Annotated in this window: 24 protein-coding genes and 1 pseudogene; 4 read left to right on the top strand and 21 right to left on the bottom strand. The window is 39.9% G+C overall.

The window, feature by feature from the left end; all coding sequences use genetic code 11:
• Positions 1 to 13 precede the first annotated feature (13 nt).
• From QSJ81_RS02295 to QSJ81_RS02240, 12 genes are all read right to left on the bottom strand, one after another.
• Entirely contained in the window at positions 14 to 1,243 is a 1,230-nt protein-coding gene (locus tag QSJ81_RS02295) for an MFS transporter (protein ID WP_285715790.1), read from the bottom strand.
• Positions 1,244 to 1,519: 276 nt separating this feature from the next.
• On the bottom strand, positions 1,520 to 2,044 hold the full coding sequence (locus tag QSJ81_RS02290) for a 2-oxoacid:acceptor oxidoreductase family protein (protein WP_285716059.1): 525 nt from the start codon (positions 2,042 to 2,044) through the stop codon (positions 1,520 to 1,522).
• Positions 2,041 to 2,856, bottom strand: a complete 816-nt coding sequence (locus tag QSJ81_RS02285; protein WP_285715789.1) for a 2-oxoacid:ferredoxin oxidoreductase subunit beta — start codon at positions 2,854 to 2,856, stop codon at positions 2,041 to 2,043. The genes QSJ81_RS02290 and QSJ81_RS02285 overlap by 4 nt, the downstream gene beginning before the upstream one ends.
• Positions 2,853 to 4,001 carry a 2-oxoacid:acceptor oxidoreductase subunit alpha gene (locus QSJ81_RS02280; protein ID WP_285715788.1) on the bottom strand — a complete coding sequence of 383 codons (1,149 nt, stop codon included), beginning with the start codon at positions 3,999 to 4,001 and terminating at the stop codon, positions 2,853 to 2,855. The genes QSJ81_RS02285 and QSJ81_RS02280 overlap by 4 nt, the downstream gene beginning before the upstream one ends.
• Entirely contained in the window at positions 3,998 to 4,198 is a 201-nt protein-coding gene (locus QSJ81_RS02275; RefSeq protein ID WP_285715787.1) for a 4Fe-4S binding protein, read from the bottom strand. Before QSJ81_RS02275 ends, QSJ81_RS02280 begins: the two co-directional genes overlap by 4 nt.
• A 26-nt stretch (positions 4,199 to 4,224) precedes the next feature.
• Positions 4,225 to 4,917 (bottom strand): RraA family protein, encoded by a 693-nt coding sequence (locus QSJ81_RS02270; RefSeq protein WP_285715786.1) that lies wholly within the window; start codon positions 4,915 to 4,917, stop codon positions 4,225 to 4,227.
• A 35-nt stretch (positions 4,918 to 4,952) separates the two neighbouring features.
• Positions 4,953 to 5,939: a 2-hydroxyacid dehydrogenase gene (locus QSJ81_RS02265; RefSeq protein WP_285715785.1), complete on the bottom strand. Its 987-nt coding sequence runs from the start codon at positions 5,937 to 5,939 to the stop codon at positions 4,953 to 4,955.
• A gap of 32 nt (positions 5,940 to 5,971) precedes the next feature.
• Positions 5,972 to 7,441, bottom strand: a complete 1,470-nt coding sequence (locus QSJ81_RS02260) for an SLC13 family permease (RefSeq protein WP_285715784.1) — start codon at positions 7,439 to 7,441, stop codon at positions 5,972 to 5,974.
• A gap of 32 nt (positions 7,442 to 7,473) precedes the next feature.
• Positions 7,474 to 8,031, bottom strand: coding sequence for an HD domain-containing protein (locus QSJ81_RS02255; RefSeq protein ID WP_285715783.1), 558 nt, complete (start codon positions 8,029 to 8,031; stop codon positions 7,474 to 7,476).
• Between the two features lie 34 nt (positions 8,032 to 8,065).
• Positions 8,066 to 8,935: an NAD(P)-dependent oxidoreductase gene (locus tag QSJ81_RS02250; protein WP_285715782.1), complete on the bottom strand. Its 870-nt coding sequence runs from the start codon at positions 8,933 to 8,935 to the stop codon at positions 8,066 to 8,068.
• Between the two features lie 352 nt (positions 8,936 to 9,287).
• Complete coding sequence (locus tag QSJ81_RS02245; protein WP_285715781.1) at positions 9,288 to 10,526, bottom strand: MFS transporter; 1,239 nt, start codon at positions 10,524 to 10,526, stop codon at positions 9,288 to 9,290.
• A 32-nt stretch (positions 10,527 to 10,558) separates the two neighbouring features.
• A complete protein-coding gene (locus QSJ81_RS02240; protein WP_285715780.1) occupies positions 10,559 to 11,707 on the bottom strand; it encodes a metallo-dependent hydrolase in 1,149 nt (382 codons plus the stop codon).
• 534 nt (positions 11,708 to 12,241) lie between these two features.
• Here QSJ81_RS02240 and QSJ81_RS02235 point away from each other — a divergent pair.
• Entirely contained in the window at positions 12,242 to 12,781 is a 540-nt protein-coding gene (locus QSJ81_RS02235) for a hypothetical protein (RefSeq protein WP_285715779.1), read from the top strand.
• 109 nt (positions 12,782 to 12,890) lie between these two features.
• Here the strand turns inward: QSJ81_RS02235 and QSJ81_RS02230 are convergent.
• A pseudogene (locus QSJ81_RS02230) lies at positions 12,891 to 13,840 on the bottom strand (DMT family transporter).
• A 259-nt stretch (positions 13,841 to 14,099) separates the two neighbouring features.
• Between QSJ81_RS02230 and QSJ81_RS02220 the strand changes: the two are divergent.
• The 3 genes from QSJ81_RS02220 to QSJ81_RS02210 all read left to right on the top strand — a co-directional run bounded on the left by QSJ81_RS02220 (position 14,100) and on the right by QSJ81_RS02210 (position 17,909).
• A complete protein-coding gene (locus QSJ81_RS02220) occupies positions 14,100 to 15,089 on the top strand; it encodes a sodium:calcium antiporter (RefSeq protein WP_285715776.1) in 990 nt (329 codons plus the stop codon).
• A gap of 255 nt (positions 15,090 to 15,344) precedes the next feature.
• Positions 15,345 to 15,836, top strand: a complete 492-nt coding sequence (locus QSJ81_RS02215; protein WP_285715775.1) for an acyl-CoA thioesterase — start codon at positions 15,345 to 15,347, stop codon at positions 15,834 to 15,836.
• A 369-nt stretch (positions 15,837 to 16,205) separates the two neighbouring features.
• Complete coding sequence (locus QSJ81_RS02210; RefSeq protein ID WP_285715774.1) at positions 16,206 to 17,909, top strand: methyl-accepting chemotaxis protein; 1,704 nt, start codon at positions 16,206 to 16,208, stop codon at positions 17,907 to 17,909.
• Between the two features lie 63 nt (positions 17,910 to 17,972).
• On the opposite strand, the gene QSJ81_RS02205 is transcribed toward QSJ81_RS02210, so the two are convergent.
• From QSJ81_RS02205 to QSJ81_RS02170, 8 genes are all read right to left on the bottom strand, one after another.
• The gene (locus QSJ81_RS02205) at positions 17,973 to 18,743 is read right to left on the bottom strand and encodes an alpha/beta hydrolase (protein ID WP_285715773.1); all 771 of its coding nucleotides are present in this window, start codon (positions 18,741 to 18,743) and stop codon (positions 17,973 to 17,975) included.
• 138 nt (positions 18,744 to 18,881) lie between these two features.
• Positions 18,882 to 19,523: an ABC transporter ATP-binding protein gene (locus QSJ81_RS02200; protein ID WP_285715772.1), complete on the bottom strand. Its 642-nt coding sequence runs from the start codon at positions 19,521 to 19,523 to the stop codon at positions 18,882 to 18,884.
• Positions 19,524 to 19,778: 255 nt separating this feature from the next.
• On the bottom strand, positions 19,779 to 20,267 hold the full coding sequence (locus QSJ81_RS02195) for an L-2-amino-thiazoline-4-carboxylic acid hydrolase (RefSeq protein ID WP_285715771.1): 489 nt from the start codon (positions 20,265 to 20,267) through the stop codon (positions 19,779 to 19,781).
• Positions 20,268 to 20,284: 17 nt separating this feature from the next.
• Positions 20,285 to 20,995 carry an ABC transporter ATP-binding protein gene (locus tag QSJ81_RS02190; RefSeq protein ID WP_285715770.1) on the bottom strand — a complete coding sequence of 237 codons (711 nt, stop codon included), beginning with the start codon at positions 20,993 to 20,995 and terminating at the stop codon, positions 20,285 to 20,287.
• The gene (locus QSJ81_RS02185) at positions 20,983 to 21,759 is read right to left on the bottom strand and encodes an ABC transporter ATP-binding protein (RefSeq protein WP_285715769.1); all 777 of its coding nucleotides are present in this window, start codon (positions 21,757 to 21,759) and stop codon (positions 20,983 to 20,985) included. Before QSJ81_RS02185 ends, QSJ81_RS02190 begins: the two co-directional genes overlap by 13 nt.
• Positions 21,737 to 22,723, bottom strand: coding sequence for a branched-chain amino acid ABC transporter permease (locus QSJ81_RS02180; protein WP_285715768.1), 987 nt, complete (start codon positions 22,721 to 22,723; stop codon positions 21,737 to 21,739). Before QSJ81_RS02180 ends, QSJ81_RS02185 begins: the two co-directional genes overlap by 23 nt.
• 4 nt (positions 22,724 to 22,727) lie before the next feature.
• Positions 22,728 to 23,600, bottom strand: coding sequence for a branched-chain amino acid ABC transporter permease (locus tag QSJ81_RS02175; RefSeq protein WP_285715767.1), 873 nt, complete (start codon positions 23,598 to 23,600; stop codon positions 22,728 to 22,730).
• A gap of 39 nt (positions 23,601 to 23,639) precedes the next feature.
• Positions 23,640 to 24,758: an ABC transporter substrate-binding protein gene (locus QSJ81_RS02170; protein ID WP_285716058.1), complete on the bottom strand. Its 1,119-nt coding sequence runs from the start codon at positions 24,756 to 24,758 to the stop codon at positions 23,640 to 23,642.
• Positions 24,759 to 24,871 lie beyond the last annotated feature (113 nt).

Raw genomic sequence — 24,871 nt, 5'->3', positions numbered from 1 at the left:
AAACCTCTCAATTCTACATATTGGATTTTTTATTAAACTCAATCGGCTTAATCTCCGGAACAATAAACAAAATAGCACATGCCGATATCAATATACCTACGCCAGCTACGAATAGCGCCATTTGAAAACTGCCAGTAAATTTATAAATGAAACCTGTAATGGTTGGAGCCAGCACACCAGCTATAGAGCTAATCGTATTTATGGCACTGGACACAGTTCCGCCCATTCCTTTGGGTGAAACTTCCGCTAGAATTGTCCACATTATTCCAGCCGATGCCGATTCGCCCGCAATATTTATGGTCAAGAGAATAACAGCAATGATCGGATCATCAACAAATCCTACCCCAATAACCGAGGCGGCAACTAACTGAGAACCCACTAATGTATACTTTCTGGCTTTGGTAACACTTACGCCCTTCTTAATAAGCCAGTCGGAAAAGTAACCCATTGCGGGCTGAGCAACAAAGCCGACAACCCAGGGGATAGACGCATATATTCCCATCTTGATAATCGAAAAACCTCTCTCCATTATCAGATAAGCAGGAAGCCAGCTAACAAATAACACCCACAGATAGTCCAGAAAGAACTTAGTGAGCATCAGTCCAAGAACACATCGATTAGTCAAGAACTGTTTCCATGGTATAGCGACCTTGTGCGGACCTAAAACCACATCAACTTGCTCTGAAACATCTTTATAAAAGTAATACCAACATATACACCACAACAAGCTACCTAGGCCTGTCACAAAAAATGCGATACGCCAATTCCACTGAGTGATCAAAAATCCCATTAATAGTGGAACAGCCGCCATACCAAGTTTAGTACCTGAAAGACAGAAACCCGTTGCCGTTGCCCTCTGCTCTGACGAAAAGTTCTCACTTATTACTTTTGCACTCAACGGATTTCCTGCCGCTTCACCTGCACCAACACCCAGACGGGTTAAAATCAGCCCATAAAAACTGTGCACAAAGCCTGTTGCCGCAGACATAAAGGACCAAAGCACCGCAGCCCAGCCCAATGCTTTTTTTGCGCCATATTTGTCGGCAAATCGTCCTACCGGAACCATACATACAATATAACTCCAATAAAAAACCGACAACGCAACTCCCATCAAGGCTGGGTCCATGTTCAATTCTTTAATCATAATCGGCGCCGCTACTCCCAGTGCACCGCGATCAATAGCATTAATAAACATCCCACCCGCGAGTAATGCAATGATTCCAATCTTCTTAGCATCTATCATCGTCAATCCCTCCACAGAATATTTCTGATATAACAATCTTTGTGGCACGATTTTCAATTTTCAGGAAATTCTAAACAGAATCTATGTCATCGTTATCAAAAAAGGGACTTGGCGAAACATACCATCAGTCCCTTTTTCCTCTCTACTAATTATCAATAATACAACAGTGCTCAGCAATATCCATAAGGATACAGCCAGCCACTATGACATCAGCACACACTTTTACTACTTACTTATCTCTTAATTTTAAGAAATGCACTCTGATTGTATCTCAGATTAGCTATGTGCATCAAACCCAATACGCAAAGCCTGCATATTTTTTTCTATTGTTGCTTTCGGTACTCTTTTGGCAACAGCCTTTTGAATGGTTTCAAAAGACACAACTCCAGTTACTTTCACCAAAAGTCCTAAGGAAACAATGTTTGTAAACAAGTCCTTACCAAGTCCCTCTACAGCTAGACGCGTTAATGGCACCTTGACTACATTCGGATGCACGGGAGACTCTGGCACTAGATCTTCGTCAATAACAAGAACGCCATTACCACAAAGATCAGATGAATATTTATCTGCTGCCTGTTGTGTCAGAGCTAAAACCACGTCTGGCGTCACTACTTTAGGATGATAGATGAATTCCTCCGATATAATAACTTCCGCCTTGGAAGCCCCCCCCCGTGCTTCTGGTCCATAGGACTGGGATTGTACTGCTTCCTTGCCTTCCATGATGGCTGCTTCTGCCAGAATGATTGCGGCAGTAATTACTCCTTGACCGCCTGATCCGCATAAACGTATTTGTTGCATTATTTTCCCTCCTGGGCCAATTTAATGACTTTAGCATATTCTGCGCTGTATTCTGGGGCTGTTTTTTGATATAAAATACCGATTGGGAATTTTTCATCTTTTTGGTCTTCCGCTAGTTTTTCATAAGCAGCTAGAGGAACTGCGTTTTCACTCATCCATTTGAGCATTCCTGCCGCATCCCCCATTTTATTTCTCCGACCGTAGGAAATGGGGCACTGGGTAATTGCTTCTACTAGGGAAAATCCATTATTAGAAATTCCTTGGGCAATCAGTTCAACAAGTGGTTTTGCATGAAAAGCAGTACCGCGAGCAATATAGCTAGCACCTGCAGCTTTGGCAAGTTCACAAGGATCAAAGGCTGTATCAACACTTCCAAATGGAGCTGTTGTAGCTTTTTTGCCAGTCGGTGTAAGGGGAGATGCTTGTCCTCCGGTCATGCCATAAATATTGTTATTAAACAATATCACTGTTAAATCAATATTTCTTCTAGCACCGTGAATAAAATGGTTACCACCAATGGCCGTACAATCGCCATCACCAGTGATTACAATGACTTTCAATTTAGGATTGGCTAGTTTAATGCCAGTAGCAAAGGGGATTGCTCTGCCATGAGCTGTATGTAATGTATCAAAATTCATATAACCAGAAGCTCTTGATGAGCAACCGATACCAGATACGATCACTGTGTTATCTTGATCAAGTCCTAATTGTTCCGCAGCTTTAGCAATGGATTTCATGACAATACCATTACCGCATCCTGGGCACCAAATATGTGGCAGCCGATTCATTCGAAAATATTTCTCATAGCTTCTCATTTTACTACCTCCGCTGTAAGTTCTTCGATTGCTGTACATATTTCTTTAGGAGTAAATATTTCTGTATTGTATTTAGGAAGAGAAATTACCGTTGCTTGTCCAGCAGCAGCACGTTCAACTTCCAAAACCAGTTGCCCGTAGTTCATTTCTGGTACGAGAATTTTTTTCACTTTTTGAGCTACTTCTTTGACAACCTTATCTGCAAAGGGCCATATGGTCATCAAGCGAACCATGCCAACCTTGATTCCTTGTTGTCGTGCAATTTTCACAGCTGCATAGGCGGTACGAGCTGTTCCACCGTATGCCAGGACTGCATACTCAGCATCTTCCATGAAAAACTCATCATAATGAGTAATCTCATCTTGAACTCTAGAAATTTTTTCATGCAATCTTTTAATCGTATTCTCTGTTATCTTAGAACTACCTGTTGGAAAACCCGTTTCATCATGAACAAGTCCAGTAACATGAATGCGATGTCCAGTACCAAAATCTGCAGGATTAGGTACGAGATCTGCCATCGGGGTATATGGTTTATATCCCTCTTCCTTGGTGCAATTGGGTTTACGGCGAGGGTATATTTCTATATCTTCCGCTTTCGGCAAAACAACTTTTTCCCGCATGTGCCCCACTACTTCATCCAGTAAAATAATAACAGGGGTACGGAACCGTTCTGCATAATTTACGGCCATTACTGCCACATCAAAAGCTTCTCGAACAGTCCAAGGAGATAGCGCAATCATAGGATGATCGCCATGAGTTCCCCACCGCGCCTGCATTACATCGCCTTGTGCTGGAGATGTAGGCTGACCTGTCGCTGGCCCCATCCTCTGAACATTGGCAATGACAAGTGGTATTTCGGCAATACAGCCATAACCAATTAATTCTTGTTTAAGAGAAAACCCTGGTCCCGAAGTGGCAGTAAGAGCTTTTCTTCCACCTAAAGCTGCCCCTAATACAACTGCAATCCCAGCAATCTCGTCTTCCATCTGAATAAAAGTACCGCCTAAGGCAGGAAGTTCTTTCGCCATAATTTCAGCAATTTCTGTAGAAGGAGTAATTGGATAACCTCCAAAAAAATTCACTCCAGCAGCCATTGCACCTTCTGCACAAGCTTCATTCCCTTGCATTAATCTAGCTTGGCTCATTTCTCCACCTTCTTTTCTACATAAATTGCATAATCAGGACACCGTAGTTCACATTGTCCACAATTGATACATGCTTTTTCGTCAATTACATATACTTTTCCCAAGGTATCTAATGCTAGAACTTTCTTGGGGCAAAAAGCTACACATATATTACAGCCTTTGCATCTCTCTTTTAGTGCCGTAATTTCAATTCCCATATTTATCCTCCTATTTGTTCATCTTTTTATTTATAAACGTCATCAATATATTCACAGCCTACTTTTTCCAGCGCCTTATCTACCCATGATTTATCTCTAGGAACCCGATCTTTAATCCCCTGAATGATCGCTTGTTCTTTGGCTAGCTTCGCTTTAGCCTTCTTCAAGGTTTCCGGTGCGTCTTTAGGACTAATAATAACAATGCCATCTGTATCTCCTACTACAATATCCCCAGGATGTACAACAACTCCTCCACAGCTAACGGGAACGTTGATTTCGCCCGGACCATCTTTATAAGGGCCTTTGGGTTGTACTCCCGCTGCATATACAGGCATATCTAACTCTTGCATTTGCGCTGCATCACGAATGGCCCCGTCAATCACTACGCCAGCCAGTCCATTTACAGCAGCCTGAGTCATCATGATTTCACCTGTTATGGCATTTGCTGTATCCCCTTGTGCATCAAGAATAATTACATCACCCGGCTGCGCTAGTTCTAAGGCCTTGTGAAGCAATAAATTATCAGCCACTCTAGCCTTTACTGTAAACGCTGTACCTAATAACGGCTTATCATTATAGGGTTTGATCCGTGCGTCTACGCAACTAAAGCGATTCATTTCATCAGCAATATTGGCAACTGGGATCCCTCTGAATCCTTCCACCAATTCCTTACTAGGGCGATTAATCTTCATAAAAATTCTACATCCAACATTAGACATGTAAATTCCTCCTCATTGCTTTACAGCTTAAATTTTTATATTTTAATTTTTGGATTAGCAAGGTACTCTGCATTTACAATATCACTCTCAGGCAAGCTTTCATTCTTACTGATCTTTAGGATATTGTCGATACAGCGTTTAGCCATCTTCACACTGATATCTATGGTACTTCCTCCCATGTGGGGGGCAAGCACAACATTGCTTAAATTAAATAGTGGGTTGTTTTTAGCTGCAGGTTCATTTTCAAGGCAATCAAGGCCTGCGCCTAAAATTTTCCTATTTTCAAGAGCTTCCACAAGATCAGCCTCGTCTATAATCGGGCCTCTGGCTGTATTGACAATAATTGCCGAAGGCTTCATTAATGCAAGGTTCTCCTTACAGATCAAATGTCTGGTACTATCAAGTAATGGTACGTGCAAGCTTACGATGTCAGAAGTTTTTAAAAGTTCTTCCAGAACAACATATTTGATGCCCAATTTTTCTTCCTCTTCAGGGGACTGTTTAAAAGCGTCATAGTATTGAACCTCAGCACCAAAAGCTTTTACCTTTTGCGCCACCTCCTTACCGATATTACCCAAACCGATAAGCCCGACAGTTTTACCATCGATCGTGTACGCTGAGCTAGCTCCCGCATCCTCCTGCCATTTCCCGTCAAGGACATTATTGTGCAGTCTAATTAGATTTCGATACACCGCCAGCATCAATAATACGGCCATCTCCGATACTGCAGCCGCGTTCATACCTGGGGTTATGGCTACAGGAATATTTCTCTTACCTGCCGCTTTGACATCAACTTTGTCATACCCTACGCCCCATCGCTGAATTAATTTAAGATTAGGTATTGAGTTGATTGTCTTTTCATTCAGGCTAAGAATTCGGAGGATTATATAATTGACCTCTCGCAAATTATCATACTCATCTACGCTGGATATTTCTTTAAGAATAAACCCCTGTGGTACCATCCCGGCAATTAATGCCTTAATCTCAGGATCATATTGTCCAGTGAGGGCAATAACTTCCATTCACTTCGCCTCCTATTCAACTAGCATAACTGTTAAAACAAGCCTAGCCATCGCCAGTAAGTTACAGCACAAAGGGCATACACAATCACCCCGACTAGACATATTACTCCACCGACCTTAGGAAAATCACCCACAGTCAAATATCCTGTACCAAAGACAAGAATATTTGACAAGGTATTATAAAACATCAGGAAGGGAAAGCCTCCGATCAACATACCTGCAGGCAAAGCTATTGCGGCGGCAGGAAGATTAGCGGTAGCTGCCAAGGCCACCAGTACTGGCATAAACAGCACCGTCAGGCCAGTAGTTCCAAAAAAACCAATGCGGGCAAACTGGACAACAAACAGTACCGCAGCAACTACTACGATAGATGATGCTCCAACTAAACCCAGGAAGGTAAAAACGTTATTAGCCAGCCATTTGGCAGCTCCCGTCTTCATTAGAAATTCACCAACCGCAAGCGCGCCCCCACTCATCATTAAAATGTGGTAAGCTGAGTCCCGATTCGTATCCTTCCATTTGATTACCCCAAATTTAGGAAGAAACAGCAAACTAACACCAATATAACAGGCCACAGTAGTATCAAGCTTAGTTATGCCTCCGGTCGCCCAGAGTGCAACTACCATTACGAATACAAACAGAGTTCTCCATTCTGGTCCTGTAATAGCCCCCATATCTTTAAGTCTTTGCGCAATTAATTCTTTTCCGCCGGGAATTTCTTCACTTTCCGGCTTGAACACTTTGCGTAGATACCACCAAGTAAACAAGGTAGTGAGCAATGCTGGTGGAAAACCATACATCAGCCAATCCATATAACTGATTACCATGCCGCTTTTGGCAATAAAATCAACGGTAATAGGATTAGGCACTGTAGCGGTAAGAATTCCAGCAGAAATAGTAGAATTGGTAAAGGCCAAAGTTAACAATAAACTAATCGCAAAATTTAGTCTCCCATTTTTTCCATAGTCGCCAGACTTTTCAAAAATATGGATTATACTAAGACATACTGGCAATAAAATCGCCGTTCTGGCAGTAGTAGAAGGAACCATAAAGGCCAGGGCAATATTAGCAATGGTAACCCCTAAAGTGATTCTCTGGGCCGTACAGCCAATGGTTGATAGCAGCCAATAAGTAAATCGTTCTGCCAGACGAGTTTTTTCCATGGCAGCAGCCATCATAGTGGCTCCAACCAATAAAAATATGGAGGAAGTTGCAAAATTCTCCAATATAACTTTCGTGCTGCCCAGCCCTAGAAAAACAGCGGTGGGTATAACCATCAGGCTGACTACCGTCAGTTCAACAGGCTCGGTTAAATACAAGGTAACAAGAGCGGCAAGCAGCGCCAGTGCTTTCTTCCCCGCGAGTGTCAAACCAACCGGTGTCGGCATCATTAACACTGCTGTGAAAAAAATTATCGTTAGCGGAATACCCAGACGCTTGCGCCAAACGTCAATACCAGCCTTTCGGGGTTCATTTGCAACCATATTTGCATTTGTAGACATATTTCACGCTCCTATTTAGTTGGTAAGGTGGATTACAGGTAACCCAAATGAGATCTTATGCTATCGAAATTCATCATGTCGACTTTATTCACAATCACTGCTTCCGGGCTGCGCTTTGCCCCTTCTCCTTCGTGGGCATGATAGGCAATAATGTGGGCAATATCCGCTGGAATGCCATTGCGTATCGAGATTATCATCCCCGAAAGAGGATGCCGCAAATGTTTACCTGCCAGGGATTTACCATACTTGCCGTCAGCCTTTCTCTCCCACTCAATAAATTTTCCGATGTCATGGAGCAAGGCACCGGCAATTAGTTTATCATAGTCAAGGACGAAATCTCCTTGCCCCTGATAGATAGAATTATATTCTTCTAAAATCGAACGACACATTCTAGTCACAGCCTGTACATGACGCAAATAGGATGCGGGGCAATCCGGGAAAGCCAATGCAAAGGGGATCTTATCCATATCCTCTGCTTCCCAGCCTCCTTCAGTTAAGGCGTCAACATGACTGTTAAGCACTGCTTCCCGTAAATTATTATCCTTTATCCAATTGATTTCCGGTAAAAGTTCGATAATTGCCTGCTTCATAGTTCTTCCCCTCGTTCTCTTTTTTACTTAGCTCCTAATCCATGGCTTCAAATACTTCTTTCCACTCTTTAGGTGTCTTGCCGCCGAATTTCTCCTTAAGCTTTTTCGAGGCTAACCAGGTTAATCTTTCCGCTGTTGCTTTGGACATGATCGGCTCTACATTAATGCCTTCCAGCATAGAAATAACATCTTTCATCTCATGGGCCCGTCTTTCGGCGTGTACAGCGCTGCCTGTTACCAGCCGATTTAAGGTTTGCTCAAAAGTGCAGGCATTCATGGTAGCCGCTAAGGACTTCAGTACCAAATGGTCAACTTTCATGATTGACGCCGCCTCTAGAACCTCTACCAGTAAGGCTGGTAAACCTTTCATAAAAATACTACGTACAAATTTTATTCCTGTAGCCTCGCCAGGAGTATCACTGACTTTTTCAACATCCATTCCATAAGGAACCATTAACTTTAATAACAGATCACTTCCATTACCGCTGGCTAAAGTAGGAACTTTATTTTTATATAGTGGTAATGACCCAAGCATTGCAGCATCAACAAAAGATACGCCTGTCCCTTTAATTGACTCCCAAATGCCACGTTTCACTTCTGGCGAAGAAGCCGATACATCGACATATAATAATGAGCTTTTTAAGAATGGAACCAACTCTTTTGCTGTTTGTAGAGCTTTGCTACCAGGCACGGCTACAAAAACAACATCTACGTTCTCTAATACTTCCTGTGAGGAAGATACCAGCGTCACTTTGGACTTTTCAACCCGTTCCTTGACTAGCGGTCCATAAACGTCATGCCCCTGCATAACATCATAGACAAAAATCTGCTCTAACCCTGATGCTTTAAATCCCGTTGACATTTCAAAACCAACTTCCCCAAATCCAATAAACCCCAGTTTCATGTAAAATTCCTCCTTAAATAATAGGCTCAACGCCAAATAATATTTTCCACTGCAATGATATAGCATCCTCAAATTTAAAAGCCGTATAAAAATACCCAGATCTAAACTTGGTAAGTAATAAACTTTATAATATCCCGTACCTATCCTAATCTTAAATTCCACGACATTTGTAGTTTTTATTTCACTTTTAACGTTAATGTAATTTTTATTACACACAGTGTACACTTACTTCTGTTCCAAGTAAAGAAACTGTGTCCCTGATAAACAACTATTAATTTCAATCAGCTATATATTGTCTACAAAATTCTCACTATTTCGCTTTTTCCACTTAACTCTGTCCTAAGATTGACGACTAAGGGTTCTTGTTCTCCCCTAACTCCATAGGCCTAATAGCCGGTATAACAAATAATACCGTGCATGCGGCCAATAATAACAGACCACCACTAAGAGCCAGCGCCATCTGAAAACTACCCGTCAACTTGACAATAAAGCCTGTGATTGTTGGCGCAAGGATACCTGCCATTGCACCAACGGTATTCATACTACCAGTTACAGTACCTGTCATACCTGGAGGTGAAACTTCCGTAACCAACGTAAACATCATGCCACCTACGGTTGACGTCGCGGCAATGTTAATCGTCAAAATGGCGACTGCTACCATAGGATCATCTACAAATCCAACAGCCATGATGGATGAGGCGCATAATTGGGAGGTAACAAGAACACCTTTTCTTGCTACTGTAAGGCTGGCTCCTCGTTTAATAAGCCAGTCCGACAGATAACCAGCAACAGGTTGAATAATAAATGCCGTTAAAAAAGGTAGGGATGCAAATATGCCCATCTTAAGAATCGAAAATCCTCTCTCCATAACTAGGTACGAAGGTACCCAGGTCAAAAACATGTAATACAAATAGTCCCCACAAAACTTTGTTAAAAATATACCTAAGGTACATCTATTTGTTAGAAGTTGCATCCATGGAATGACAGTTTTAGGCTTAGCTACATTTGGCCCTAGCTTTGATTGATTAGCAGGATCTTTGTACCAGTAATACCAAATGGCACACCATAGCAAACTCCCTAGTCCAGTGATTATAAATGCCATTCTCCAGCTATACTGGGCAATCAAAAAGCCCATGACAATTGGAGTTGCGGCATAACCTAACCGAGCTCCCGATAAGTACCACCCAATTGCGGTTGCCCTTTCCTTGGAAGGGAAGTTGTCACCAGCAATCTTAGCAGTCACTGGAAACACCGCCGCTTCACCTACCCCAACACCCAACCGAGCGGCAATAATTCCAAATAAACCACTCGCAAGTCCTGTTGACGCAGAGGCCAATGACCAGATAACAGCTGCCCAGCCAAATACGGCTTTCGACCCGTATTTATCGGCAAGGTTACCTGCGGGCAGACTAAATAATGTATATGTCCAAAAGAACGCAGATAGCGCAACACCCATTGTGGCAGTGTCAATATTAAGTTCTTTCATAATTACTGGAGCGGCAATTCCAAGGCTACTTCGATCAAGCCCCATAACAAACATGGACGAAAATAAGACTAATATTAACTTTATTCGGTATGACTTTGAATTCACGACCATACCCCCTCTTTTATGTTTTAACGGTTTCAAAACTCTAAACTACGGTACACTATCCTACCATTAAGCACTGTCATCTGCGGTATGAATACCTTACTACAGATCAGTTTTTCACCAAATACATCCTGAAGCTGCATTGGCATTTCCTTTAATTTAAACACCGCGATATCTGCATAAGCACCTGGAGTCAAAGTGCCGATTTTTCCTTCCATTCCAATTAGGCGCGCCGGTGTAGAAGTACAAGCTTTAACTACATTTTGCAAAGAAATACCAAGATTTAAATATTTTGACATGATCAACGGCAGACCAAAAACCGATCGCTCGAATAAGCTACTTCTAACAACATCTGTACTTAAAATATCTGGTTCGAATCCATCAACAATCGCAGATTTTGCAACAGAAAATGCGTAGTGCCCTCTTCCATCAGCAGTATCAAACAACACTCCCCTATTTTTTGCCTCTCGGATAGCGTGGCGCACTTTTCCTCCCTCATTAATAATATTGCTTCCCTTGCCTTGATAAACATGGGTGAATACGTCTCCTGAACGCAGTAATGCTACTAGTTCATCCAACTCTCCAGGCGGATTTGTTGTATGAACAACAACCCTACACCCTAGCTCATCTGCCATCTTTATGGTAGCTTTTAGCGGGACTAAACCCCAGTCACCAACAATTTCCTTACTTTGCCGAATTTTTAAGCCAAGAAGTTGCTTGTCGTACTTTTCAAATAGACTACGTGCACACTCTACATCAAACAAATTAGGGTCTACTGCTTCCAAACAACGTGTTAAAGTTGACAGCCCCGCTGGTGACGCGTGAAGATAAGAAAAAATTCTAGTTTGGCTACTATTCACAACCGTCTCAAAAAAACTATCAAAGTTGTTAACACCTGCACTACCTTGATCAACGGCAGTAGTTACCCCTTGGGGTAAAAGCGCCGAATCTGGATGTATGCCAATTTGAGTTCCGTTATAAAAGAGATGTGTATGGTAATCAATGAGTCCTGGTAATACTAAATGATTATCTGCCTCAATTACATTTTCGACTTCGATATTTTCACTTGCAGATATATCGACAATTTTATTCCCGCGGATTAAAATATCGGTTTTACCAAAAAGATTACGGGCTGAATCGACTATAGTTCCACCACGAATTAATAAATCGCCTCTTATTGTCATATAAATCCTCCCTCGCTTTTTTGCCTGTCTCAGATCCCTCATACTCGTCCTGTTACTAAGACTACTGAATTAATTACAACCCCTACTCTCCATCAATATATTGTCGTAATATTTTTTACAGTTATATGCTTGATGTAATTTTTACTACATAAAATATATCATTATGCCTCTTCCAAAGTAAAACAACCACACCCTTGATAAACAGGTTTCTAAATCAATTAGCACTTGCTCTTTTTAAAATTCTCACTATTTCGCCAATTCTAATTATTTCATTTATTTTCATTGTTTTGATTTAAGGTAGTGTTGGCAAATTTATTGACTATTTAGTCCAAAATATGTGTTTTTGTCATATTTTTGTCATACTTCCATGTTATTCTAAACACATCAACTGATCGGCATAGTATCGGTTCATTTTTGCAATGATAAATACCTATTACCCGATACACAGCCGATCATTTACATATACGTAACAAATGACTGGATGTTTGCCGCCACATTTGCTGCGCATAATACTTTATCTTAGGAGGAATCATTATGAATAAGAAAATACTAACCCTTATGGTAGGAACTATGTTAGCTACCAGTGTTGGATATGCTGCTCCCCTAACTGACTTAGCTCAAGGAGAAACCAATATTGGCTATAATCATTACAATTTAGATCAAAATGGAGATAGCGTTAAGGATGATAGCTTTTACTTAGAAAATGCCCTATCGAATAAATTTATTGCAGGTATTGAAAGAAATGGTTACTCATCATCTTATGGTGATTTCCATACTACGGACATATATGTCCATTACAAATTAGATCCTAATATTCGTCTGATCGTTGGCGATCGCAGTTATAGTGGAGAGTCTGATAAATTCTTCTATGGTATTGGCGTAAATACTAATTTAGCTCCTAGATTAGATGGTTATGCATCTGTAACGACTAATGATATCGCTACAGGATGGCAAGCAGGGTTAAACTATAAAATGGATGGTCAAACCTCTCTGAATCTTGGTTATAAATCAGATAAACGCGATAATTACGCAACGAAAGATGGTGTAGGTTTCGGCATCAGTCATAAGTTCTAACTTATGAGAAGTGAAAATATTAAAAATCAGACTAGCAACAAAAAAATTGTTGTTAGTCTGATTTTCTTTTTCCCAACAGTACTTCTAAGAAGGCTTTCATATACGTTTCCTATTTTTGATTCACTTTACCTAAATTTATGCTATGTAATACCATACCGATTACAATAACAACGATTCCAACTAATGACCACCCTGTAGGTATTTTTCCTCCTAAGAATATTACTTCACCTACTACCGCAAAAAATACCTCCCCTGCTTGCGTAGCCTCAACAACAGAAAGTTTTTTGGGGTCGCCTTTTGCCATATCCGTTGCAAGAAAAAATAAAACAGTGGCAATGACACCAGAAAAAATTCCAACAATAAAGGACTGAACCACCTGCTCTGAACTGGGTAAACCGACAGTCCCCATACCATATATGGCTAGTATTATCCAAAAAGGCATACTGGCTATGGTCATACCTAATACCCGTTGATACACATCCAGCCTTTCTTTACACACCGCCATCATTTTTCGATTCCCTAAAGGATAGGCAAAGGCCGCAATTAGTACTGGCAATACCCCGACTAGCATCATCCAGATATCATCTACCGCCTCACTACCACTATTTTGTAATAGTCCTACTCCTAGTAAGATAAAGAGGGAAGTACATATTTCTTTTTTGGGAATCTTATGTCTAATCTTCAAGGTTCCATGTGCTGTTTTTATTTCATCATAAAAAAAAGTACCAACAACGAACCTGCAACAATGGTAATTTGCCATGTCCCTGCAACTAACCAAGCCGGATTATTCGCTGCAGCAAAGCATAAAGGTGCATAAAATAAGCCAAATCCAATGGTGCTCCAACGGAACCAGATCAAGGGTCTCCTTCTCATTTCATCCAGGAGTGCTTTCATATTTTGCCGCTTCATGACTAGCAACACTAAGAAAGGCAATGAAAAGAAGTATCGTAAGGAAGCACTCCAAATCCAACTTCCTCCCGATAAATCCATGGCACGGTTTAAAACAAACGTAGATGCGAAAAAGAAAGATGCTAATATTCCAATAAAGATTACCTTCATTATAATTCCTCCACTATGACCTATTTTTATACATTTGATTACTATATATTAGTATAATAATTGGTAAACTTGACTATAATACTAAAAAACACTATACTTATACTATCGAAGGGGAGTAATTAACATAGGTGCTATCAACATAATGGTTTCCCAACCTGGTAGTACCCGCAATTTGTGCGTAATGAGACCTTTGGTGCTTTTTTAGCACCAAAGGTCTCTTTGTTTTTACCCCTTATATATTTACATTGGAGGTATTCGTATGCTAAGTCTTTATCTAACATTATTAGTAGCCATTATCGTAATTTATTATAGCTGTGAACTTTTTGTTAACGCAATTGAGTGGGTTGGCAGAAAATTTAATATTGCCCAATGCGCAGTAGGAACCATCTTAGCAGCCTTTGGTACAGCCTTACCTGAAAGCGTAGTAACTCTTATTGCCGTTGCTTTTAATACTAGTGCCGAGCAAAAAGATATTGGCGTCGGAGCTGCTTTAGGCGGTCCCCTTGTACTCGGAACCATTGCTTATGCCGTTGTAGGATTATGCATTATTTCTTTCCGTAAACAACGTGAATTAGGAACAGATATTGATATTGATAATAACAAATTGAGTCGCGATCAATTATGGTTTGTATCAATTTTTATATTTAAAGTATTAATGGGATTACTGGTTTTTAGCATCAAACCCTTTGCAGGATTCTTATTTTTGGCTGCCTATGGCTTGTATTTTTATAAAGAAATGGGAGCTGAATGTGTTGTTGGGGAAGAAGATATAGATCCACTAACATTCCAACCAAAGGAAAAAGAGCCAACTGTATTTTGGGTTTTATTTCAGACCTTCCTTTCCCTATTTCTGATTTTTATAAGCTCACACCTATTTGTCAAGCATTTGGAACTGCTTAGTGGACTTTGGAATATGCCACCTCTTCTTGTATCTCTTCTTATTAGCCCAATCGCTACTGAATTGCCTGAGATATTAAACGCCGTGATATGGATTCGCCAAGGTAAGGAAACCCTTGCCCTTGGTAATATTAGCGGTGCCATGATGATACAAGCTACCATTCCTACCGCCCTCGGCCTATTCTTTACTCCTTGGCTATTTGACTTTCACCTAATATGGGCTGGCATCATGACCCTTCTATCTATCTTTTATTTGCTAATAACACTGAAGCGAGACAAACTATCTCCCATACGTTTAGTCTACGCGGGAGCATTTTATCTAGTATTTGCATGTGTCTTTTTATTGAAGTAAGCAGTAACTACAGTAACGTTTAAAAACACTTTTGTTTCCTGTGAAAAAACTGTTGCGATTACGTAATTATAACCATGCAAAATTGTCCTGTCAATGTCTTCTTTTTATGCCTAATATTCAGCAATGCATATTAACTTCTTTAAAATTTAATTAGCTTTTAAAAATGGATTGTTTTATGCTATAAATAGACTAATGGAACAACCTTTTTACAACTATTTCTTTATAAAATATATCAATGGAAAGGGGTAATAACTAATGCAAACAAAAACAATTCGTGATTCCGCTGTAGATATGTCAACAGTAATGCTTCCTCACCAGGCAAATGTTGCTGGTAATGTTCATGGTGGTGAAATTATGAAATTAATGGATAACGCTGCTTATGTAGTGGCCCACAGACATGCGCGCTCAAATGTTGTTACAGCCAGGGTCGATGAGCTAACTTTCCATCAACCTATATATGTAGGAAACTTAGTGACCTGTCATGCCTACCTAACATTTGTAGGAAAGTCCTCTATGGAAGTTTTCGTTGTCGTTGAAGTAGAAGATCTTTTTAAAGAAGCATCGCGCAAATGTGCACTAACTGCATTTTTTACAATGGTCTCTTTAAACGCAGGCGGTCACACCTGCGCTGTTCCTGCTCTAGAACTAACCTCTGATGCAGAACGCGCAAGATTCGAAGAAGGCGAGCAACGCTACAAAGTAAATAGGGATAAGACAAAAACATGTCCTGTACCAGAAAGACTGTAATCAGGATGATATTGAAGTCTAAATAGCCCTGTTATCCCCTTGTTTTTCAAAAAGCATCGCTCTGTACGGAGTGATGTTTTTTTTATAAATGCAAATAAAATATTCTAAACTGAATCCCAAAACTAAAGTGAGTTCTCCCCCCCCTTCTTGACCACGTCAATTATCAAGGCGTATTGGCCCAATAGGCGTACTAACATCTCACGAATAAATAGCTTATTTATTAACTCAAGGATCATTTTAAATATATTCGATTATCTTTTTAAAATTCTTTATTAACATTTTTATCCTTTTTCTCTAAATATTAGAGGAAATTTTCAAAATACTTAGAATCATTACACATTATAGTTTGAAATAAGGGGCGATGTGGGAATGCAGACAAATTTTGCGTTACGAATTAACATTGGGACAAGAATCTTTCTAACTTCAATAATCATCGTTATAGCTTTTACCTGCCTTAATATTTATACATACATTACAATCAACTCCATGCAAGAGCAATATAACACCCTCTTATATGATACAATGCCAGCCATTGAAGATGTAAAAAGTATCCACACCGAAGTTTGGATACAAAACGCAGAAGCAAGATCTTATATCGCAAGTCAGAACACTACCTATAAAAGCAATTATGAGTATTCTCGTAAAAGGATGCAAAATCTTTTCGAAAAATTACAAAATAATTTAAATCCTGAACTCTCTGAGGAATTATACAAATTACGATCCGTAACAGCTGATTTTGATAAAACCTTAGAAATTGGTATGGGTATTAGTAATATGTCGGGCATTTCTGAAACAATCAAATTCTTAGAATCATCTACAGTAGAAATTGATGCGGCAAGGGCTCAATCAGAAAACTTTGTTGAATCTATGAAAAAGCAAGTTGCGACCCAAATTCAAGTGGTTGCTCTTACCATTGAACGCATGAAAACGATCTCCCTCTATCTCAATATCGCAATTTTTCTAATCGCTGCTTCCAGTGGTTTTTGGTTAGCTCGCCAAATTTCTCAACCTTTAAAAGCCATCGCAACTATGGCACAAAACATCGCCGCGGGAGATTTACAACAAAAAGCCTTAACCCACTTTCCTCATAATGAGATTGGTGATATGTCCCAAGCAGTCAATCTAATGGTTGAACACTTACGACAAATTATTACGCAAGTAACAGAAGCTTCCGAACAAGTAGCGTTTGCTAGTGAACAGCTAAGTACAACTACTGCTCACTCTACAGAGCTTTCTTTGCACGTTGTAGATGCGGTAAACGAAGTATCAACGGGTACCGCTAGGCAAGCTCTGGAAATAGAGCACACTGCTGCAACTATAACGAACATGGTAGATGCTGTTCATATAATCGCTGCTACCTCAAATGAAGTCTCAACTAGGTCACAACACGCCTCTCGAGTAGCCAGCGCGGGAGAAGTCGTTGCCGAAGAAGCCATTCTACAGATGGAAGCAATCAATAAGTCAGTTAGTCTTTCATCAAAAGTTGTCGATAAGTTAGGCAACAGTTCACGCCAGATTAGTGAAATTATTGAAGTGATCAGTGAAATTGCAGGACAAACCAATCTGTTAGCACTTAATGCCGCTATTGAAGCAGCAAGAGCTGGTGAACAAGGTCGCGGCTTTGCCGTTGTCGCATCGGAAGTTCGTAAACTTGCCGAGCAATCTCATGTTGCCGCGGATAAAATTACGGAAATTATCCAGGAGATTCAAGAAGAAACCAAAACGGTTATTAAGACTATGAATACTGGTACAAAAGAAGCGTCTAAAGGTATTGATATCATTAGCCAGACAGGTACAAGTTTTAAAAACATTGTAGCGGTAGTAGCAGATTTAGAACATCAGATACAAAATATCAACCAGGCAACTGAAGGAATTTCCACCTCCGGAGGAAAAATCATTGCTTCGGTGGATAATATTAAACAAGTAGCGATTCAAACTGCCACCAATACGCAAACTATCTCAGCTTCTGCTGAAGAACAATCCGCATCCATAGAGGAAATATCAAGTTCCGCTGAAACCCTTTTCGCAATGTCTCAAAATTTACACTCTCTTGTCAGTAAATTTAAACTGTAAGCAAATGAATAGCAAAAGGGTCTTGATGACTAAATCTTCAAGGCCCTTTTTTTAAAAACAAACTTAAGACATCCATTGCATAATAATCTTTTGTAATTCTAACTCCCATAAGGGGGAATTGTAAGTGTGATCTGCGCCTTTTATAATCTGCAATTCACACTGACTTTCTGATCTCTTGTCCAATCTATACTGATATTGATAAGCGTTGTCTAATGGTGTATCCTTATCCTCACTACCATGGATAAGCAATACCTGTCCTTGAAATTTATGAATTCCTTCTAACGGCCGAGCGTGGGGTAAGGAAAGAAATAAATCTCGCCCTACTTCAAAACCTTCGTAATTGACAATACCTTCTTGTAAGCATTTTTGATAGCGATCATTTCCTACGATCTGTACAATATCATCAAATGGCTTTGCCACAGGAGATAGTAATATGAGTCGGCGAATTCTTTTATCCTGTGCCGCTACACTTGCGGCAATCGCACCACCTAAACTATGACCCACCAAAATGATTTGTTCACAATCAACATTCGGATGCTCTTCCACTAGATCAATTGCTTTTCTAGCTTCCTCAATCTGGCCAGTGATAGTAACATCTCTATATTCGCCTGAACTTTCTCCACAACCACTAAAATCGAATCGTAAGACTACATAACCAGCAAGACTCAGCTTACGTGCCATCTTAACAAAAATCCGATGCTGGCCAACTTTACTACCAATGAACCCATGGCATATGATGAAAGCAGGTTTTTTATCATTTTCATTACATGGGGGTATATGCAGTACACCACTTAGTTGATGACAATCTGTATGAATTATAAGCTGTTGTTCCATAGATAAAAATCCCCCGTACAAGTTAATTTATTAAGCTTTCTTATTCATTATTTTTCATTATAAGTCAGAACTTTATTTCAAGTATATACTATTTTTCCATAAAAGATTGATTCTCTTTACCTAGTGTACTCCTCTATCCTACACAATCCTGCCAGCCTTCATGGCATATGCTCGGTCAGCGATTCTGAGAGCCATTTGTTTATTTTCTTCAAATAATAATATGGTCATCCCCTGTTTGTGTATTTCAGAAAGAAATTTAAAAACTGTTTCCACAATAGTTGCTGCAAAAGCAATAGAAGGGTCGTCAAGTATCAGCATTTTAGGCTGAGTCATTAAAACTCGCCCAATTGTCAGCATTTGTTTTTGATCTTCTGAAAGACTTCTTGCCAATTGTCGTCTGCAATCAAATAATTGGGGAAAGAAATTATAAACTCTTTCAAAACCCCAATTTATTTCTTCCTTATCTTTACTTGAATAGGCACCCATATGCAGATTTTCTATAACACTCATATAGGGGAAAATGTTCTTTTCCTTTGAGACAATAGCAATTCCCTGACTTGCTATTTTGTCTGGCCTTACGCCAGCGATTTCTTGCGATAGAAATTGTATGCTCCCACAATCAGGCCTTAATAGACCCATAATTGTCTTACGTGTTGTTGTCTTTCCCACACCTTTCCTACCTATAAGAGCAACAAATTCCCCCTTGTTTATTTCTAAATCTATTCCTTTTACTACATGAATTTTGCCATAAGAAGCGTGGAGATTAGTTAGTTTGAGCACTTTCGGGCCCCCTTCTTTATATAAGCCATCATAATCTCAATCAGTAAATCAAATTGAAAAATACAACAGCATATTAAAAAGTTTTTAATACACCCTATTATTATATGAAAGTGCTAATAAGACGTGACTACTTTTTTAGCGAAAATTAGAAGGCTAAGGCATATCTTAGATATGCCTTAGCCTTCAGGTCTCTGATCAGCTAAAATTTGCTTTTTTACGAAGTTAACTTAAGCTGTTGCTTAAGGTTGGTGTAAGTCAAATTTTCTTTGTTACAACCATTTCACAATACTTTGAACCATCAGCAATTGTAGAATTAAACTTTAAATCCAAAGGGAAATCGCTAACTACGCCAAAATCCCCTTCCATTGCCAATTTGCAAAGGGCATCAATTTCTTCTTGATTACAGCCAAGTTCACGCCATGCATCACATAAAGCACAATGATGAAAGCGATAAATACCTTGGTTTTCTTCAACTTTGATTTCTTCCATAGCAAAAGCTAACTTTGCATTTTTTACAGCAATCCCATCAAAGAATTCACGAGGCGTTTTCACATCACCAATTTTCTTTCCTTTCATTTGTCCAAACTTGAAAATGGCTTTTTGGGCAATGAGGTCTTTATCAGCACCTTGTTCTTTTGCTTCCTTGAGCAGTAAATAAAACCAAACTGCCCGATCCTTTATACAGGAACGTACCGCCGCTGTTAATTCTTGATCTAACTCTTGATTTTTTACTAATTCTGTCATTTTATAATCCCCTTTTTTTAATATATTTCACCTAAATAGGCTTTACGAATAACATCACTCTGTAATAAATTTTGCGCTTGATCATGCTGTACAATGCTCCCCGTTTCCATTACATATCCCCGATTAGCTACCATCAGAGCCATCCGCGCATTTTGTTCAATAAGCAAAATTGTTGTTCCTTGTTTATTGATTTCACAAATAAGTTTAAAAATCGATTCCACTAAAATCGGTGCTAATCCAAGGGAAGGTTCATCAAGCAAGATCATTTTAGGCTCTGCCATCAAAGCCCTGCCAATCGCCAGCATCTGTTGCTCTCCTCCGGAAAGGGTACCTGCTTGCTGCCGCCTACGTTCATGTAACCTGGGAAATAGATCGTAGACTCTTGCAAAGTTATGTTCAATCTCTGCTTTGTCTCTACGGGAGTACGCTCCCATTTGTAAGTTTTCTACCACACTCATAAAGGGAAAAACCTGCCGTCCTTCTGGCACCAAAACAAGTCCCCGCTCTACAATTTTGTCTGGTTTCAAACCTGTCACACTCTGCTCAAGAAATTGGACATTTCCTTCATCCGGCTTTAATAAACCAGCAATGGTTTTAAGTGTTGTTGTCTTACCTGCTCCATTACTGCCAATGAGAGTAACAATTTCTCCCTCATTTACTTCAAGACTAATGCCTTTTAATGCATGAATATTGCCATAATAAGTATGTAGATTGGTTATTTTAAGCATTCTAAAGTCCCCTTTCCCAGGTAAGCCTCCATAACTCCTTCATGGGAATGAATTTCGGCAGGCAAACCTTCTGCTATTTTTATGCCATAATCCAATACAACTATCTTTTGACAAACATTCATCACAAGTTTCATATCATGTTCAATCAGTACAATCGTAATATTTTCACTAGCGAGTTGTTGAATAAACTTCATCAAATCTCTTGTCTCATGTGGGTTCATCCCTGCCGCTGGCTCGTCAAGCAGTAACATACTTGGCTTTGCTGCTAACGCTCTCGCAATTTCCAGTTTACGCTGCATACCATAACTTAAGTTTCCGGCTAATTCATCTTTTTTGTCGGCTAAGCCAACTTTTGCTAATAACTCTAAGGAGTAGTCGGCAATTTCCGTCTCTTCTCTTTTCGTTAGAAAGTTGCGACTTAAAGCCCCCAATAAGCCAGCACACCCCTGAGAGTGATAGCCAATTCTTACGTTATCAAAGGTTGTCATTTTGGTAAACAGACGAATATTTTGAAAGGTGCGAACCAGTCCTGCTTCTGCAACTTTATGGGTTGGATAGTTTGTAATGTTTTGCCCATTAAACAGGATGCTCCCACTATTGGCTTGATAAAATCCAGTAAGAAGATTAAATACGGTTGTTTTACCAGCTCCATTAGGACCAATGAGACCAGTGATGGTATTTTTCTCAATGGAAAGGGATAATCTATCCACTGCCGTCAAGCCACCGAATTTCTTCGTCAGATTAGCTATTTTGAGTAACTCCATTTGGTTTCATCTCCTTTTCAGAACGTCTTACTCTTCTTCGTCCATCTCCAGAGTGTCCAAAGAACCCTTGCGAGCGAACCAGCATAACAATCATCAAAATACTGCCAAAAATAATCATTCGGTATTCTGCCAATCCTCGTAATACTTCTGGAAGTAAGGATAACATGACAGCACCAAAAATAGCTCCTACCGTACTGCCCATTCCACCTAATACAACCATTGCCAGTATCGCAATTGACTCACCAAAACCAAAGGCATTCGGATCAATATAAGAAGAGTAGTGAGCGTAGAAGCTGCCTGCCAGTCCTGAGAAAAAAGCTCCTACTGCAAATGCCTGAATTTTATATGCCGTAGTATTGATACCCACACTTTTGGCAGCAATTTCATTTTCTCTGATTGCAATAAGAGCTCTCCCCATACGAGAATCAATAATTCGCTGTACTGCACCAATGACAAGCAGAACCATAGTTAAAATAAAGTAATAATAGAAAAAAGGTGAATCTAATGTTTGACCAAATAACTCAGGAGCTGGTATCCCTGGAAGCCCCATAGATCCTCGGGTTAAATCCGTCCAATTTAAGAGAACTAACCGAACAATTTCACCAAATCCCAATGTGGTCAGAGCTAAATAGATATCACGAAGCCTCATAGTTGGTATCGCCAAGATAATTCCAAACAGCGCAGCCACAACACCAGCCATTGGGAATGCTAGCCAGAAACTTAAGCCAAGTTTACTTACCGCCAAAGCAGAAGTGTAAGCACCAATGCCGTAAAAAGCAGCCCATCCTAAGCAAAATTGCCCCGCATAACCAGTAACAAAATTTAAACTGACTGCCAAGATGATGTAAATGCCCGATATAGTCATCAGCCTAAGAATATATTGATCCGCTATCACTAAGGGCAATATGGCTGCGATTAATATAAGTAGCAGTGTGATTTTTTTCTTATCCTTATATATTTTCATATCATCACACCTTTTCTTGAATTCCTCTACCTAATATACCAGAGGGCTTAATCAAAAGGACTAATATCAAAATCGCAAAGGCAAAAATGTCACGATATCCAGATGAGATATATGCAGCCCCCAGATTTTCTGCAACACCAAGGATCAAACCACCTAGCACTGCGCCTGGAACGCTTGTCAGCCCACCTAATACGGTAGCTGTAAACGCTTTTAAACCAGCCATAAAGCCCATCATTGGATAAAAAGCATTATAATATACTCCTACTAAAACCCCTGCGGCTCCACCAAGTGCTGACCCAACCGCAAAGGTGGAAGCAATTACAGTATCAATATTAACCCCCATTAACGCCGCAGCATCTTTATTTTGTGCTGTGGCCCGAATGGCACGGCCGATTTTAGAACGGTATAAAACAAATTGTAGCCCAATCATCAGAATAATGGACACTGCAAAAATAAAAATTTGCTGAAAGGATATTTGCGCTCCTAAGAAAGGTACTACATGATTTGGAATAACATCTGGGATCGATTTTGTATCACTGCCCCAAATGAGATCAGCCACATTCTGCAACACAACAGATAATCCTAATGTACAAACCATAGGAGCTACATCTGGTGCTTTTCTAAGAGGCTTGAATGCAATGCCCTCTACGATAACACCAAGAATAGCTGCCCCTACCATTGCAATGAGTAATGATGAAAAAACATCCAAATGAAATACACTGACCAGCATAAATCCAAGAAATGCTCCAATCATATACACTTCTCCGTGAGCAAAATGCACAAGGCCCAATACGCCAAAAATCAAAGCAAATCCAATACCGATTAACGCATAGATACTTCCTTGCGCCAATCCATTAATTATCTGCTGTAAAAACAATGTAACTCACCCTTTCTACCTAGCAATTCATCCTAAAACTTAAGGATTATATGGAACAAACTTCCCATCTTTAACAATCAACTTAGTCAGGTCTTTTTCTACATTGCGATTTTCATCAAAAGAAGTTTTACCTGTCACCCCTGGGAAATTTTTGATTGCCGCGAGTTTGTCACGCAACGATGTACGATCAGTAGCACCAGCTTTTAGTGCTTCAATCATTAAATTGGCTGCATCGTAAGCCTGTGCAGCAAACATGGTTGGAGCTTTTCCATATTTAGCTTGGTAGTTTTTTACGAAATCTTGCACTTCTGGACGAGGATCTAGAGGATAAAAAGAACAAGTAAGGTGTAGACCCTCTACTGCTGCTCCTCCTAATTTTATTAATTCTTCCGAATAAAGAGATCCAGTACCAATTAACTCAACATTAAAATTAGCTTTACGTGCTTGTTGGGCGATAAGAGCGGTATCAGTATACATTGACCCGATAAACAGTAAATCAGGGTTACTTTCCCTAACCTTAGTAATGATAGCGCTAAAATCTTTACCTTGTTCTGGCAGATAGGGTTCAGTAGCCACTATTTCACCGCCTAATTTTTGCACACCCTTGATGAAGTTATCTTTGGCTACAATACCCCAGTCATTATTAATAAAAATAACAGCAATACGTTTTTTATGTAAGTTATTAATTCCATAGTCAGCTAATAATGGCCCTTCTTGTTCCTGAGTTGCAATATTCCGGAACATAAATTTCCCTTGTTTCGTGAAATCAGGATGTGATGAAGTTGGTGATAATTGTACTAAGCCACCCTTTTGGTATATAGGTGCACCCGCCAATGCTGCTGTACTTGTAAAATCGCCAATAACACCAATGACTTTACTATCAGATACAAATTTTTGGGCAATATTAGCAGCCTCTTTGGGATCTGCTTTACTATCATTCGCAAGAAGAGTAATTTTTTTACCATTAATGCCTCCATTGGCATTTGCCTTTTCCAATGCAAGTTCTACAGCATTTTTAAAGGACTGACCATATTCCGCATTATCACCGGTTAAGGGAGCTGTAAGGCCAATCGTAATTTCCTTACTAGTTGCTGCTGTATTTTGACTACAGCCTGAGATAACCATTACCATCATAAGCATAGCAATTAGAGCCATCATCTTTTTCACAATAAACACCATCCTTACTTTTTCTGTCTATTTTCTAACCGATTTATCTCTATTAAAGAAAAATGGAAAGCATAAGATAAACGTAGCTGCGTCCTTGTAACTAG

This window comes from Pelosinus sp. IPA-1, from assembly GCF_030269905.1.
Lineage (GTDB): Bacteria > Bacillota > Negativicutes > DSM-13327 > DSM-13327 > Pelosinus.
This window is presented reverse-complemented; position numbering and strand designations above follow the sequence as displayed.